The organism is Arthrobacter sp. KBS0702, from assembly GCF_005937985.2.
GTDB lineage: Bacteria > Actinomycetota > Actinomycetes > Actinomycetales > Micrococcaceae > Arthrobacter.
Window position 1 is genome coordinate 404,836 of record NZ_CP042172.1, and the last position, 13,675, is coordinate 418,510.

At 68.6% G+C, this 13,675-nt stretch carries 13 protein-coding genes; 4 read left to right on the forward strand and 9 right to left on the reverse strand.

What is annotated here, in order from left to right; genetic code table 11:
* Positions 1 to 69: 69 nt before the first annotated feature.
* Complete coding sequence (locus tag FFF93_RS01930; protein WP_138767570.1) at positions 70 to 1,293, reverse strand: cobalamin-independent methionine synthase II family protein; 1,224 nt, start codon at positions 1,291 to 1,293, stop codon at positions 70 to 72.
* 414 nt (positions 1,294 to 1,707) lie between these two features.
* Here FFF93_RS01930 and FFF93_RS01935 point away from each other — a divergent pair, with 414 nt between their 5' ends.
* The 4 genes from FFF93_RS01935 to FFF93_RS01955 all read left to right on the forward strand — a co-directional run bounded on the left by FFF93_RS01935 (position 1,708) and on the right by FFF93_RS01955 (position 5,190).
* Positions 1,708 to 2,997 carry an adenylosuccinate synthase gene (locus tag FFF93_RS01935; RefSeq protein WP_138767569.1) on the forward strand — a complete coding sequence of 430 codons (1,290 nt, stop codon included), beginning with the start codon at positions 1,708 to 1,710 and terminating at the stop codon, positions 2,995 to 2,997.
* A gap of 368 nt (positions 2,998 to 3,365) precedes the next feature.
* The gene (locus tag FFF93_RS16875; protein WP_186372208.1) at positions 3,366 to 3,833 is read left to right on the forward strand and encodes a hypothetical protein; all 468 of its coding nucleotides are present in this window, start codon (positions 3,366 to 3,368) and stop codon (positions 3,831 to 3,833) included.
* A gap of 89 nt (positions 3,834 to 3,922) precedes the next feature.
* Positions 3,923 to 4,471, forward strand: coding sequence for an RNA polymerase sigma factor (locus FFF93_RS01950; RefSeq protein ID WP_138767566.1), 549 nt, complete (start codon positions 3,923 to 3,925; stop codon positions 4,469 to 4,471).
* Positions 4,468 to 5,190, forward strand: coding sequence for a hypothetical protein (locus FFF93_RS01955; protein WP_138767565.1), 723 nt, complete (start codon positions 4,468 to 4,470; stop codon positions 5,188 to 5,190). Before FFF93_RS01950 ends, FFF93_RS01955 begins: the two co-directional genes overlap by 4 nt.
* An 8-nt stretch (positions 5,191 to 5,198) precedes the next feature.
* Here FFF93_RS01955 and FFF93_RS01960 read toward each other — a convergent pair whose 3' ends face one another.
* The 8 genes from FFF93_RS01960 to FFF93_RS01995 form a co-directional block, all read right to left on the reverse strand.
* Entirely contained in the window at positions 5,199 to 5,606 is a 408-nt protein-coding gene (locus FFF93_RS01960) for an NUDIX domain-containing protein (RefSeq protein ID WP_138767564.1), read from the reverse strand.
* A gap of 43 nt (positions 5,607 to 5,649) precedes the next feature.
* Positions 5,650 to 6,147, reverse strand: a complete 498-nt coding sequence (locus FFF93_RS01965; protein ID WP_138767563.1) for a CoA-binding protein — start codon at positions 6,145 to 6,147, stop codon at positions 5,650 to 5,652.
* Complete coding sequence (locus FFF93_RS01970) at positions 6,144 to 7,484, reverse strand: O-acetylhomoserine aminocarboxypropyltransferase/cysteine synthase family protein (protein WP_138767562.1); 1,341 nt, start codon at positions 7,482 to 7,484, stop codon at positions 6,144 to 6,146. Before FFF93_RS01970 ends, FFF93_RS01965 begins: the two co-directional genes overlap by 4 nt.
* Entirely contained in the window at positions 7,484 to 8,683 is a 1,200-nt protein-coding gene (gene sfnG / locus FFF93_RS01975) for a dimethylsulfone monooxygenase SfnG (RefSeq protein ID WP_138767561.1), read from the reverse strand. The genes FFF93_RS01970 and sfnG overlap by 1 nt, the downstream gene beginning before the upstream one ends.
* Positions 8,676 to 10,784 (reverse strand): acetate--CoA ligase, encoded by a 2,109-nt coding sequence (locus tag FFF93_RS01980; protein WP_138770256.1) that lies wholly within the window; start codon positions 10,782 to 10,784, stop codon positions 8,676 to 8,678. Before FFF93_RS01980 ends, sfnG begins: the two co-directional genes overlap by 8 nt.
* Positions 10,775 to 11,620 carry an ABC transporter permease gene (locus FFF93_RS01985; protein ID WP_138767560.1) on the reverse strand — a complete coding sequence of 282 codons (846 nt, stop codon included), beginning with the start codon at positions 11,618 to 11,620 and terminating at the stop codon, positions 10,775 to 10,777. The genes FFF93_RS01980 and FFF93_RS01985 overlap by 10 nt, the downstream gene beginning before the upstream one ends.
* On the reverse strand, positions 11,620 to 12,672 hold the full coding sequence (locus FFF93_RS01990; protein WP_138767559.1) for an aliphatic sulfonate ABC transporter substrate-binding protein: 1,053 nt from the start codon (positions 12,670 to 12,672) through the stop codon (positions 11,620 to 11,622). The genes FFF93_RS01985 and FFF93_RS01990 overlap by 1 nt, the downstream gene beginning before the upstream one ends.
* A 107-nt stretch (positions 12,673 to 12,779) precedes the next feature.
* Positions 12,780 to 13,631 (reverse strand): ABC transporter ATP-binding protein, encoded by an 852-nt coding sequence (locus FFF93_RS01995; RefSeq protein WP_138767558.1) that lies wholly within the window; start codon positions 13,629 to 13,631, stop codon positions 12,780 to 12,782.
* Positions 13,632 to 13,675: the final 44 nt, after the last annotated feature.

A 13,675-nucleotide genomic window follows, 5' to 3' on the forward strand; every position in this document is an offset into this window, starting at 1 on the left:
CAGTCTATCAAGCCCCGCGAAATGCCCGGCGAGTCGGGCCGGGCGCCCCGCCCGGCCCGGCCGGGCCGGCTACCAGAGCCGCTTGCTGGCGCGCCGGGCGCCCTCCCCGAGGGCCTCAAGCTTGGCGAAGGCGATCTGCGGATGGACCCGGCCGCCGAGGCCGCAGTCGGTGGACGCAATCACATTTTCCCGGCCCACGAGTTCGGCGAAGCGCACGATCCGGTCCGCGACCAGGTCCGGGTGCTCCACCACGTTGGTGGCGTGCGAGACGACGCCGGGGATGATCGACTTGCCCTCCGGCAGCTTGGTGTCCTGCCAGACCCGCCACTCGTGTTCGTGCCGCACGTTGGCCGCCTCGAAGGAGTATGCGCCGGCATTGACCTGCAGGACGGAGCCGATGATGTCCGCGAAGGGGATGTCCGTGGTGTGCGGGCCGTGCCAGGAGCCCCAGCAGACGTGCAGCCGGATCTGCTCCTGCGGCAGGTCTCGGAGGGCCCAGTTCGTCGCTTCGACCCGGAGTTGGATGAACTTCAGGTAGTCCTCGAGGCTCGGCTCCGGGTTGATCTGGTCCCAGCTCTCGGCCAGCGACGGGTCGTCGAGTTGGACGGTCAGGCCGGCGTCGATGATGGCCTTGTATTCCTCGCGCATCGCGTCGGCGCAGGCGTAGAGGAGCTCCTCGTCGCTCCGGTAGTACTCGTTGGCCACCCGGGCGCAGGACCCGGGGGAGAGGGAGGCAACGAACCCCTCGGTGAGGCCTGCCGCGGCGAGCCCGGTCTTGAGGTTGGCGATGTCCGAGGCCACGAGTGCCTGCCCGGTGTACGTCAGCGGCCCCGCGATCTTGGGCTGCGTGACGGATTTGCGGTGGGCCAGGATCCCGGAAGAGGGGTCGTTGTACGCGTCGTTGAACTGCTGCCGGTCGCGGCGGTCCGGGAAGGAGGTCAAGACAATATGTCCCGGCGTGGAGCGGTGCACCTGGGCGTCGGCCCAGCGGTCCACCTCCGTCGGTTCGAGCCCGCCGAGCCGCGAGAAGGAGTAGTTCCACCAGGCGCCGTAGTCGACCGAGCTGGACATGGTGTGCCCGTATTCGCCGTCGTTGGGGATGTCGATACCCAGATCCTTCTGGCGCTGCACGACGTCGACCACGGAAGTCTCCAGCAGGTCCAGGAACTCGGGGGTGATCCCGTCGGCTTCCCTGGCCTCGTTCGCGGCGATCAGTTCCGGGGTGCGGGGCAACGAGCCGGCATGCGTGACCCGGATGTGGTCGGTGTTCTGGGACGGCGTGCTCAGGGACATGGCGGGGCTTCCTTCCATCGGTCCTGGCAGTAGCACCGTGGCCGGTCACGGCGGCCGCGGCAGGCGGGCCGTGTCCGGCGGGGTTGCTGCGGCGTCAACGGGCCAGGTCCCTCGGCCGCTCGGGATGGTCCCTCCCACTAAATTCCACCCGGGCACCGTCCCGCAAGTCATGCCCGCTATGTGGCGCCGCGTCCCGCAACCGGTGCCTAAACGGTGCCGGCGACCGTTTTCGGCTAAACTTGGGTGGTAAGAGCCCCGGACTCTGGCGTTGACGGTACAGATCGTAGAGGTACAGATCGTAGTGGTACTGAGCACAGCGGTAGATTCGGGGCATTCTCATGAACGGCGCTGAATTCCGGTGACCACCTTGGTGAATCACGCGGATTTCGGCCCGAACGAATGGGGGAGGATCCCATGCCAGCAATCGTGATCGTCGGAGCCCAGTGGGGCGACGAAGGCAAAGGTAAGGCCACTGACCTGCTCGGCGGCCGAGTCGACTATGTCGTCAAGCCCAACGGCGGCAACAACGCCGGCCACACCGTCGTCGTGGGCGGTGAGAAGTATGAGCTGAAGCTCCTTCCGGCCGGCATCCTGAGCCCCAACGCGGTCCCGGTGATCGGCAACGGCTGCGTGGTGAACCTCGAGGCCCTGTTCCAGGAGATCGACGGCCTCGAAGCGCGCGGCGCGGACACCTCCAAGCTGCGCGTCTCCGCCAACGCCCACCTCGTGGCGCCCTACCACCAGGTCCTGGACAAGGTCACCGAACGGTTCCTGGGCAGCCGGGCGATCGGCACCACCGGCCGCGGCATCGGTCCGGCCTACATGGACAAGGTGGCACGCCTGGGCATCCGTGTGCAGGACGTCTTCGACGCGTCCATCCTCCGCCAGAAGGTCGAGGGCTCGCTGCGGCAGAAGAACGAACTGCTGGTCAAGGTCTACAACCGCCGCGACATCGAGGTGGACGAGATCGTGGACTACTTCCTGTCCTTCGCCGAACGCCTGCGTCCGCTGGTCATCGACAGCACCTTCGTGCTGAACAAGGCGCTGGACGAGGGCAAGGTGGTCCTGATGGAGGGCGGCCAGGCCACCTTCCTGGACGTCGACCACGGCACCTACCCGTTCGTGACCTCCTCCAACCCGACCGCCGGCGGCGCCTCCGTGGGCTCGGGCATCGGCCCCACCCGGATCTCGCGCTCCATCGGCATCATCAAGGCCTACACCACGCGCGTCGGCGCGGGACCGTTCCCCACCGAACTGTTCGATGAAATGGGGCTGTACCTGCAGAAGACCGGCGGCGAGTTCGGCGTCAACACCGGCCGGCCGCGCCGCTGCGGCTGGTACGACGCCGTCCTGGCCCGCCACGCCTCCCGCGTGAACGGCTTCACCGACTACTTCGTCACCAAGCTGGACGTGCTCACCGGCATCGAGCAGATCCCGGTCTGCGTGGCCTACGACGTCGACGGCGTCCGGCACGACGAGATGCCGATGACCCAGACCGAGTTCCACCACGCTAAGCCCATCTTCGAGTACTTCGAAGGCTGGACCGAGGACATCACCGGCGCCCGCACGCTGGAGGACCTGCCGGAGAACGCCCGGAACTACGTGCTGGCCCTCGAGAAGCTCTCCGGCACCCGATTCTCCGCGATCGGCGTCGGCCCGGACCGCGACCAGACGATCGTGGTCAACGACCTGATCCTTGATTAGCACCGGCTAACGGTTCGGCTGCATACGGCGACGGCGGCGGGTCACCTGGAAAGGTGGCCCGCCGCCGTCGCCGTTAAAGAAAGAAAAAAGAAATTTCGATCCCTGCGTAACCTTTTCGCCTGCCGCAGCGATTACTCCTTTGTAAGCGTCGCCCGGAACCTGGTCCCCCCACCAGGAACGGCCGGCCTTGTCAGAGAAAGCTCCGAGCGGTGCCTGCCCCCATCAGGCGCCACGGACTTCGAGAGAAAGTTCCGACGGGCACCTGCCCCCATCAGGTGCCGACAGGACTTCGACTGTAAGTGCCGGCTGGCGCCTGCCCCCATCAGGCGCCGGCCAGCCTTCAACCAACCAAAGGATGTACGTTTTTCATGAAGAGTGTTAGCAAGACCACCAAGATTGCTGTCGGCGCCGCTATTCTCGCGGTCGGAGGCTTCTCCGGAATCGGCCTGGCCAACGCGGCCCAGATGTCCAGCACCCAGCAGGCTGAAGTGAACCACGCTACGCCCGCCACTCCTGCCGTTCCGGCCGTTCCGGCAACCCCGAAGCTGCCCGCCACGCCGGCCGTTCCGGCTGTGCCCGCAACCCCGAACGTTGACGGCTCCGCCAAGGGCGACGCCGCGGTTGAGGACTCCAAGGGTTCCGCCGAAGGTTCGGTTTCCGCTGACAAGGACGGCGCCTCCGTTGACGGTGCCGCCAACGTCAAGGGCGCTGCCGAGGCCAAGGCCCACGCCGGCGTAACCGTCGCGACCCCGGCCGTCCCCGCTGCCAAGGACGCCCCGGCTGTCCCGGCCGTACCGGCCGCCCCGTCGGTTGAGCAGCCGAAGCTCGACAAGTAAGCACCAAACGCCTCCCCTTCGGAGGTGACGGGGTGCGGCCGCTAGACTATCGGGGGCCGCACCCCCAGCAGTAACGGAAGGAAAGCCTCTTGGCAGACCAGCTGAGCGATGACGAACTGTCAGCAGCCTTAGCTGGCGACCCGTCAGGATTCAGCGCCGTCTACACCGTGATGTCACCCGCGGTGATGGGCTACTTCCGGGCCAAGGGCGTTGACGACGCCGAGGCCCTGACCCAGGACGTGTTCGTCGACGTCCTGCCGAAACTGGAAAATGTCACCGGCGGCCACAAAGGCTTGCGGACCTTCGTTTTCTCCGTCGCCCACGCCAGGCTGGTTGACCACCACCGGCGTTCCGAGCGAACGCCACACCTGGCCGAATACGACCCTCTGAACGACGCCAGGCATTCCGCCTCGGCCGAGGACGAGGCACTCGGGTCGCTGGGCGGCCTGTCCCACACACTTTCCCAGCTCAACGAGGAGCAACGGGAGGTCTTGGTCCTGCGGATCGTCGCGGACCTCTCCATCGATCAGGTGGCCGGCATCATGGGCAAGACCCCGGGTGCCATCAAACAGCTTCAGCGGCGCGGGCTCAGTGCCCTGCGCGAACTTGTAACCGAAAAGGACCACGCAGCATCATGACCGGCACGCGCAACCCCCAACAGGATGGCAGCATCCAGGCGATGCTCCGTGACTCCGGCCTCGAAGCTGCCACCGAACTCCGCAGCACCCTCGAGCGGATGCAGGCCCTGGTTCCCGAGCAGGCACCGCCACCCCGCGCCGACCTCGCGGCGCTCCTCGCCGCCGGCTCGACCGCCCAAGCCGACGCGCCCGCCACCGCGGACGCCCTTCCGGCCGACTCGCTGCCGGCGGGCGTGAGCAGCCTCGCCGACCGCCGCCGCGGCCGCAAGCGCCGGATGGCACTCGTCGGCGGGGCCGTGGTGGGTGCCATGAGCCTCGGCGCCGGCGCCGTGGCCGCCTCGAGCCAGGACTTCCGCGAGAACGTCGGCCACGCCTTCACCGTCATCTTCCAGCCCACGGCCCCTGCCCACGTCCCTTCGCCCGCCGCGCCCGCGCCCACGGATCTCCCGGCGGCTCCGGTGCCGGTTCCGGCAACCACCTCCCCGGCCGGTACGACTCCGGCGGAGCCCTCCCCGGGGGCAACCGTGCCGGCGGCGAAGCACCCCGGCCCCGTTCCCACGCCTCCCGCGGTGGGACGCGGGGGTGTGCTGCCGACGCCGGGACAGCGTCCCGTGGCGCCCGGCTTCCCCGGCCAGAACGGCCGCAACATTCCCAGCAGCCCGCTGCCGACCGTCCCGTCGGTTCCCGAACTGCCGCCGACGTCGTCCGACCTGCCCTAGCGGAACTACTAAGCGCCGCGCAGCTGCGGGATCGCTTCGCGGTACTCGTGGTGGGCGAGGTCCAGGCCGAGCGCCTGCGGAATCCCGAACCAACCGATCTCCGTGTGCTCCCCTGGCGCGCAGTTCGACGGCACGCCGTCCCAGCCCGTGATGGCCCAGCCCTGCAGCTGCAGTGAAGCGGTCCCGCCGTCGCCCCGGCTGAGGCGGAACGACGGCGCGCCCCGGGGCCGCTCGATGGTGATGCCGAGCTCCTCGCGGAGTTCCCGGACCAACGCGTCCCCGGCGGACTCGCCGTCCTCGATGTGACCTCCGGGAAAGTCCCAGCTGCCCGGATAGGCCAGGGACGCCGGGCTCCTGCGGCACAGCAGGATTCCCGCAGGGCCGAGCAGGGCGGCCACCACCACGCGATGTGTCATCCGCCCATTCGATCACATCCGAGGGCGGTTCGAGTGGGTGCCGCTAGGCGAGGACTTGCCGCCTGGCCGAGATGACCCCGGTGTCGAAGCCGGCCAGGTGCAGGCCACCGTGGAACCGGGCATGTTCGATCTTCACGCAGCGGTCCATCACGACGTCGAGTCCGGCAGCTTCGGCTTCCTTCGCGACGTCCTCGTGCCACGAGCCGAGCTGCAGCCACAGCGTCTTGGCGCCGGCTGCGATGGCCTCATCCAGCACACCGGGCAGGTCGTCGTGTTTGCGGAAGACGTCCACAATGTCCGGGCTTTCCGGCAGGTCCGCGAGCGAGGCGTACGTCGGTTGGCCCAGGATTTCCTTTACGACCGGGTTCACAAAGTACACCTTGTAGCGGGTGGAGGACTGCAGGTAGGTTGCCACGAAGTAGCTCGCGCGGGAGGGCTTGTCCGAGGCGCCCACAATGGCGATGGACTTCGCCTGCCGCAGCAGGGCAAGCCGTTCCGGGGCCGAGGGCCCCGTCCAGGTCCTGGTTTGTTCCGTGCTCATGCGCTTGCTCCGATCGTGCAGGTGTCGGCCGACGATGCATCCGGAGCTGCTGTCTCCGACGCGGCGTCCAGGGCCTGGTCGAGGTCCCAGAGGATGTCCTCGATGTCCTCGAGTCCGATCGAGATGCGGACCAGGTCCTCGGGGATGCCGGCGGATTCGAGCTGTTCCGGGCTGAGTTGCTGGTGCGTGGTGGAACCGGGATGGATCACGAGGGTCCGCGAGTCTCCGACGTTGGCCAGGTGCGAGGCCAGCTGCAGGGACTCAATGAATTTCTGGCCCGCCGCACGTCCGCCCTTCACGCCGAACGAGAACACCGATCCGGGTCCCAGCGGCAGGTACTTTTGCGCCCGCTCGAAGTGCGGGTGCGAGGGCAGGCCGGAGTAGTTCACGTAGGCCACGCGCTCGTCCGCCTCCAGCCATTCGGCCACGGCCTGGGCGTTTTTCAGGTGTTCATCCAGGCGCTGCGGGAGGGTTTCGACGCCCTGCAGCAGCTGGAAGGCCGACTGCGGGGACAGGGCGGGGCCGATGTCACGCAGCTGCTCGCAGCGCAGCTTGGTGAGGAAACCGTACTCGCCGAAATTGCCCCACCACGAGACGTTGCCGTAGGACGCCACCGGTTCGGTCATGGTCGGGAACTTCCCGTTGCCCCAGTCGAAGCGGCCGCTCTCAACGACCACGCCGCCGAGGGTGGTGCCGTGGCCGCCGAGGAACTTGGTGGCGGAGTGGATGACGATGTCCGCCCCGTGCTCGATCGGCCGGACCAGGTACGGGGTGCTCAGGGTGGCGTCGACGACGAGCGGGATGCCGGCGTCGTGCGCCACCTTCGCCAGCCCCGCCAGGTCCTGGACCTCGGAGGAGGGGTTGGCTACCACCTCCACGAAGATCGCCTTGGTGTTGTCGCGGACGGCCGCGGCGTAGTCCGCCGGGTCGGTGCCTGCGACGAACGTGGTGTCCACGCCGAAACGGCGCAGCGTGACGTCCAGCTGGGTGACCGTGCCGCCGTAGAGCTGGGAGGCCGCGACGATGTGGTCCCCGGACTGGGTCAGCGCGGCAAAGGTGATGAACTCGGCGGCCATGCCCGAGGACGTGGCCACGGCGCCGATGCCGCCCTCGAGGGAGGCGATCCGCTCCTCGAAGGCTGCAACCGTGGGGTTGCCGATTCGGGAGTAGATGTTGCCGTACTTCTGTAGCGCGAAGAGGTTTGCGGCGTCCTGGGTGTCCTTGAACACGAAGGACGTGGTCTGGTAGATCGGCACCGCACGGGCGCCGTGCTCGGCGTCGGGGGTGCCCCCGGCGTGCAGGGCACGGGTGCGGAACCCGAACTTGCGGTCAGCCATTATGCGTTCACCAGCTTGCCGGTAGCGCCGGTCGCGGCCGGGGTTGGGACAAGTTCCGTGCCGTTCTTGCGGGCGAGATCGGCCTCAAGTTCACGGACGATCGGCAGGATGTCCGTACCGAACGCTGCCACCTCCTCCTGGAAGTGCAGGTACCCGGTGAGGAACAGGTTCACACCGATTTTCTTGTACTCCACGATCCGCTCGGCGATCTGCTCCGGGGTGCCGATCAGCTGCGTCTTGAAGCCGTCGTTGTACTGGACCAGGTCCTCGAAGCTGGAATCGGCCCACATGCCTTTGCCGTCCTTGGTGGACGCGCCGGCCTCCTGGACCGCGGCCCGGAACCCCTCGACGGCGGGCCTGTGCGCCTTCTCGACGATCTCGCGCAGGGTGTCCCGGGCTTCCTTCTCGGAATCCCGGGCGATGACGAAGCCGTTGAGGCCGAACCGCGGGGAACCCAGCGCGCCCCCGGTGCCCCGCTGGGCCTCAACTGCGGAGGCCACGACGCCGGCAATGTTCTCCTTGAACCCTTCGAGGTCCTTGCCGTTGGAGAAGTACCAATCGGCGACCCGGCCGGCCGTGGCCTGTGCCGCGGTGGAGTTGCCGCCGAAGAAGATCTCCGGGTGCGCGCGTCCGGGCACGGCCACGGGGGCCGGCTGGAGGGTGAAGTCGGTGATGTTGTAGTACTTGCCGGACTGGCTGTACTCCCGCTCGGTCCAGAGCCCACGGAGCACCCGGATGAACTCCTCGGTGCGGACGTAGCGTTCGTCGTGCTCCAGCCATTCGAGGCCGAAGTTGGTGAACTCGTCCTTGAGCCAGCCGGAGACGATGTTCACGGCGGCGCGGCCGTTGGAGATGTGGTCCGCGGTGATGATGTATTTCGCCAGCACGCCGGGGTGCCACATGCCCGGGTGGACGGCGGAGATCACCCTGAGCCGCTCGGTCGCGGCCAGCAGGGCGAGGCTGAAGGAGGTGGCCTCGTGCTGCTTGTCCGCGCCGTAGGAGGCGGCGTACCGGGTCTGGGTCAGGGCATATTCGAAGCCGGAGTTTTCCGCGATCCGGGCAAGCTTTTTGTTGTACTCGAAGTCCCAGCCGGTGCGCTGCTCGATGGTGGAGACCACCAGGCCGCCGGAGACGTTTGGGACCCAGTAGGCGAACTTGAGCGGTTCGGAAAGACGGGCAACGCTGCTGATGTCAGTCATGGGTGTTCCTTACTTCTGGGGTATTTCGAGTCCGCAGGACATCCTGGATGTCCGCGATGGATGGTTCGTTCTGGAGCGAGGTCGTGTCACCGAGCGCGCTGCCCTCGAACAGCTGGGTGAGCAGCCGGCGCATGATCTTGCCGCTGCGGGTCTTCGGCACATCCGGAACGACGACGACGTCGCGCGGCTTCGCGATCGGCCCGATCGCCTTCGCGACGTGAGCTTTCAATTCGGACGCGATGTCCTCGGTAGCCGCGCATCGCGCGAGCGAGGAACGAGCGAGTGTAGTGATCGGACCGGGGTCCCAGGGCGAGCTTGCGAGCTCGGGGGAGTCCGTGAACGCTAAGCGGCGCGAGGACACCGCGTCCGAATCCTTCAGCACCACGAACGCGACGATCGCGTGTCCGGTCTTCGGGTCCGCGACGGGGCACACGCCGGCCTCCACCACGTCCGGGTGCGAGACGAGAGCCGATTCGATCTCGATGGTGGAGAGCAGGTGTCCGGAGACGTTCAGGGTGTCGTCCACCCGCCCGAGTATCCAGATGTCGCCGTCGTCGTCGTACCTGGCGCCGTCGCCGGCGAGGAACCAGCCCTGTTCGGCGTACTGGCGCCAGTAGGAATCGAAGTAGCGCCGCGGGTTGCCCCACACGGTCCGGGCGATGGCGGGGCCGGGGGCGTCCACCACGATGAAGCCCTGGACGCCCGGCGGGACGGTGTTGCCGGCGTCGTCCACGATCCGGGTAGCGACGCCGGGCAGCGGCCGGGCGGCGCAGCCGGGTTTGAAGTCGGTGTCCGTGGGGGCGGGGGAGAGGATGGTGGCGCCGGTTTCGGACTGCCACCACGTGTCGACCACGGGGGCCGTGCCGGCTCCGACGTTCTCCCGGAACCAGCGCCACGCCTCGGGGTTGACGGCTTCGCCGACGGTGCCGAGCAGCCGGATGGAGGACAGGTCGTACCTGGCCGGGACACCGTCCGGGAACCAGCCCATCAGCGAACGGACCAGGGTGGGGGCGGTGTAGTACTGCGTGACGCCGTAGCGCTCGATGATCTCAAAGTGCCGGCCCGGGTGCGGGGTGTTCGGAGTGCCTTCGAAGATAACCTGGGTGGCGCCGTTGGAGAGCGGGCCGTAGAGCTCGTAAGTGTGGGCGGTGACCCAGGCGAGGTCCGCGGTGCACCAGTGGACGTCCCGGTCCCGCAGGGCGGGGTCCGGGTTGCTGAAGAGGTGCTCGAAACTCCACGACGCCTGCGTGAGGTAACCGCCCGAGGTGTGGACCAGGCCCTTGGGTTTGCCGGTGGTCCCGGAGGTGTACATGATGAACAGAGGTGTTTCGGCGTCGAACGCCTCCGCTTCGTGGACCTCGGAAGCGCGCCCGACGACGTCGTGCCACCACACGTCGCGTCCCGCGGTCATCGGGACCGTGTGCAGGAACTCCGGTGCAGTGGTGCGGTTGACCACCAGGACGTGCTCGACCGCATTCTCCCCGGCAACCGCAGCGTCTGCGTTTCCCTTGACCGGCACGGCTGCGCCGCGGCGGAACTGCCCGTCCGTGGTGACCAGCAACCTGGCCCCGGTGTCCTCCACCCGGAACTTGAGCGCCTCGGCGGAAAAACCGCCGAAGACGAGCGAATGGATGGCGCCGATCCGGGCCACCGCCAGGGTGATGATCACCGTTTCCGGGATCACCGGGAGGTAGATGACCACCCGGTCGCCCTTGCCGATGCCGAGCTCCAGCAGGGCGTTGGCCGCCTTGGAGACCTCGCGCTGCAGTTGGGCATAAGTGACGGTGCGGCGGTCGCCGGGCTCGCCCTCGAAGTGCAGTGCCACCTTGTCCCCGCGTCCCGCCGCTACATGGCGGTCGACGCAGTTGGTGGCGACGTTGAGCCGGCCGCCGTCGAACCAGCTGATCTCCGGACCGGTGCCGGCGTCGACGTCGGCCGGGACCCGGCGGTGGGCGGTGTGCCAGGGCTTGCCGGAGCGGTCCGGGGATCCGGCCGGGGCGTCCGCCCAGTCGAGGCGCAGCGCGGCGGCTTCCCAGAAGGCGATGCGCTCGGCCTCCGTTTGCGGTGCGTGCAGGGCCGGGGCCGTCAGGGTCACGCCCATCGTTTCACCGCCCATTTTTCGGCCAGGCCCAGCAGCGCGTCGGTGATCTTGCCGATCACGGCCAGCAGCACGATCGCCAGCAGGAGCCGGTCCGTGCGGCCGTTGTTCTGGGAGTCCGTGAGCAGGAAACCGAGTCCCATCGAGGAAGCGATGAGTTCGGCCGCCACCAGAAACAGCCAGGCCTGGGCCAGGGCCAGCCGGAGGCCGGAGAACACGGCAGGAACCACGGCCGGCAGTTGGACGGTGGTCAGCAGCTTCACGCCGTTGAGCCCGAACGCCCGCGCCGCTTCCACCAGGTTCCGGTCCACGTGGCGCAGCGCCAGCGAGACCGTGGTGAAGACCGGGAAGAACGCGCCGATCAGGATCAGGGTGATCTTGGAGTCCTCGCCGATCTTCATCCAGAGGATGAGCAGCGGCACCCAGGCCAGCGAGGGGACGGCCCGGAGAGCCCCGATGGTCGGCGCGAGGAGGGCGTCGGCGAACCGGGACAGGCCCACGAGCGATCCGAAAACCAGCCCCAGCGCCGCCCCGGCCGCGAAGCCGATCAGCACCCGCTGGGTCGAGATCGCGATGTGCTGGCCGAGCTGCCCGCGCTGCAGCAGATCCAGGCCGGCCTCCAGCACCATGGCCGGCGGCGGGAGCTGGACCACGCTGAACACCCCGGCAGCCGTCGACAGCTGCCAGGCGGCCAGCACCGCAACGGGGATGAGCAGTCCAAGGAGCAGCCGCGCCCAGCCGTTGGCGAGGATCCCCGCCCGGGACGCGGAAGGTGCGGGGAGGGCTGCAGCTCGCCGGCTGCTGTCGCCGGTGAGGGCGGGGGCTTCGAGGCGGCTCATTACGAATCCTTGATGGCGGACGCATCCGCCTTCTTCACCAGCGAGTCATCGAGCAGGGAGGCGACGGCGTCGTCGATCTGCTTCTGGCTCGCGACGTCCCCGGTCTCGACGAACGTCGGCCCGATCTTGGCGAGAACCTTGCGCTGCGCCTCGCCCGGGGCCGGGTTGACGTTGAGGTTGCTGCGCTGCAGCACCACGGTCTTCGCGACGGCGAGGTCCAGGCCGGCCGCGTCGGCGAGGATCTGTGCGGTTTCGTCCGGGTTGGCCGCGGCCCAGGCCCGGGCCTTCTCGTAGGCGTTGACGACGGCCTGAGCCTGCTTCGGCTTGTCCTTCAGGAAGGATTCCGTGGCGTTCAGGAAGCCGTAGGTGTTGAAGGAGAGGTTCCGGTAGAACAGCGTGGCGCCCTTCTGCTCCGCGCCCGCCATGATCGGGTCCAAACCGGACCAGGCGTCGACAGAGCCGTTGTCCAGGGCGGCGCGGCCGTCCGCGTGCTGCAGGTTCTGCACCGTGACGTCCTTGGCTGAGAGCCCGGCCTCGGACAGCGACTGGAGCAGGAAGAAGTACGGATCCGTGCCCTTCGTGGCGGCTACCGACTTGCCCTTCAGATCCGCCACCTTCCTGATGCCGGATCCCTGCTTGGTCACCAGGGCCGCCCACTCGGGCTGGGAGAAGATGTCGATGGCCTTGATCGGCGAACCGTTGGCCTTGGCCAGGAGCGCGGCGGAGCCGGCGGTGGAACCGACGTCGATCGCTCCGGACCGAAGGGCCTCGTTGGCCTTGTTGGAGCCCGCCGACTGGACCCACTTGACGGTCACACCCTGGTCCTTGAGGGCCGTCTCAAGCCAGCCCTTCTTCTTGATCACGAGGCTCAGCGGGTTGTACGTGGCGAAGTCAATGTTGAGGGTGCCACCCGCGGCGTTGGAACCGGCGGTCGGCTGGCCGGAGCCTTCGCCGGCCACGCAGCCCGTGAGGGCCAGGGCTGCGGAGACGGCCGCGGCGGTGAGGAGCGTGCGGCGGGAGGCGCGGCGGGTGGTATTGCGGGCGACAGACATGGAGGTTCCTTTGAGAACGGTGCGAACGGTGCGGATGGGGAAAGAGTGGAGGCGGGAGCGGCAGGCGCTTCCCGCGGCGCGTCCGGCCGGTGCGGGAAGCGGTGCGGTTAGTGGCCGTCGACGCCGAGGCTCGCCAGAAGCGAGGCCCGCAGCCTGGCCAGCTCAGCCGAGGCCCGGTCGCGCGGGCGGTCCCCGGGCACGTCGACGGTCCGGATGATCGTGGCGCCCGGCGCCGCGGCGGCCGGTCCTGCGCTGCTTTCCCGGCCGAGGACGATGATGCGGTCGGCGAGCTGGAGGGCCTCGTCGACGTCGTGGGTCACGAGCAGCACGGTGGTCGGCTCGGCCCGGTGGACCTCCAGCAGCAGGTCCTGCATCTTGATCCGGGTCAGGGCGTCGAGGGCGCCGAAGGGTTCGTCAAGCAGCAGCACGCCGGGGTTGCGGGCCAGGGCCCGGGCCAGCGAGGCGCGCTGGGCCATGCCGCCGGAGACCTCGCGCGGCCGGTGCTTGGCGAAGTCCTGCAGGCCCACCAGTCCGAGGAGCCGGGCAACCTTGGCCTTGCCGTCGCGGGCGCTGACGCCGGTGGGCAGGCCGATAGCGATGTTGGCCTGCAGGGTGTGCCACGGCAGCAGGCGCGGCTCCTGGAAGGCGAAGGCGCAGCGGGAATCCACACCCCGGACCGGGGCGCCGTCGATCTCCACGCTCCCGGAACTGGGGGCGTCGAGGCCCGCGGTGGCGCGCAGCAGGGTGGATTTCCCGCAGCCGGACGTGCCGAGGATGGCGAGGACTTCTCCGGCGCGGACGTCGAAGTCCACGTCCCGCAGCACGGTGCGCGCCTCGGCGCCTGGGCCGAAGGCCCGGCGCAACCCGCGGAAGGACACCGGCAGGGCAGGGGTAGGGTGGGGCGCCCCGGGGGCGTCGGCTGACGCCTCGGTCGGGGAGGGGGACAGGACAGCAGTCATAGGGTTACTCCATCGGTCCTGGCAGTAGCACCCTACGGAACGAG

Coding starts and splice junctions, on each gene's coding strand:
- FFF93_RS01930 (WP_138767570.1), bottom strand. CDS start 1,293: ATGTCCCTGAGCACGCCGTCCCAGAACACCGACCACATCCGGGTCACG.
- FFF93_RS01935 (WP_138767569.1), top strand. CDS start 1,708: ATGCCAGCAATCGTGATCGTCGGAGCCCAGTGGGGCGACGAAGGCAAA.
- FFF93_RS16875 (WP_186372208.1), top strand. CDS start 3,366: ATGAAGAGTGTTAGCAAGACCACCAAGATTGCTGTCGGCGCCGCTATT.
- FFF93_RS01955 (WP_138767565.1), top strand. CDS start 4,468: ATGACCGGCACGCGCAACCCCCAACAGGATGGCAGCATCCAGGCGATG.
- FFF93_RS01960 (WP_138767564.1), bottom strand. CDS start 5,606: ATGACACATCGCGTGGTGGTGGCCGCCCTGCTCGGCCCTGCGGGAATC.
- FFF93_RS01965 (WP_138767563.1), bottom strand. CDS start 6,147: ATGAGCACGGAACAAACCAGGACCTGGACGGGGCCCTCGGCCCCGGAA.
- FFF93_RS01970 (WP_138767562.1), bottom strand. CDS start 7,484: ATGGCTGACCGCAAGTTCGGGTTCCGCACCCGTGCCCTGCACGCCGGG.
- sfnG (WP_138767561.1), bottom strand. CDS start 8,683: ATGACTGACATCAGCAGCGTTGCCCGTCTTTCCGAACCGCTCAAGTTC.
- FFF93_RS01980 (WP_138770256.1), bottom strand. CDS start 10,784: ATGGGCGTGACCCTGACGGCCCCGGCCCTGCACGCACCGCAAACGGAG.
- FFF93_RS01985 (WP_138767560.1), bottom strand. CDS start 11,620: ATGAGCCGCCTCGAAGCCCCCGCCCTCACCGGCGACAGCAGCCGGCGA.
- FFF93_RS01990 (WP_138767559.1), bottom strand. CDS start 12,672: ATGTCTGTCGCCCGCAATACCACCCGCCGCGCCTCCCGCCGCACGCTC.
- FFF93_RS01995 (WP_138767558.1), bottom strand. CDS start 13,631: ATGACTGCTGTCCTGTCCCCCTCCCCGACCGAGGCGTCAGCCGACGCC.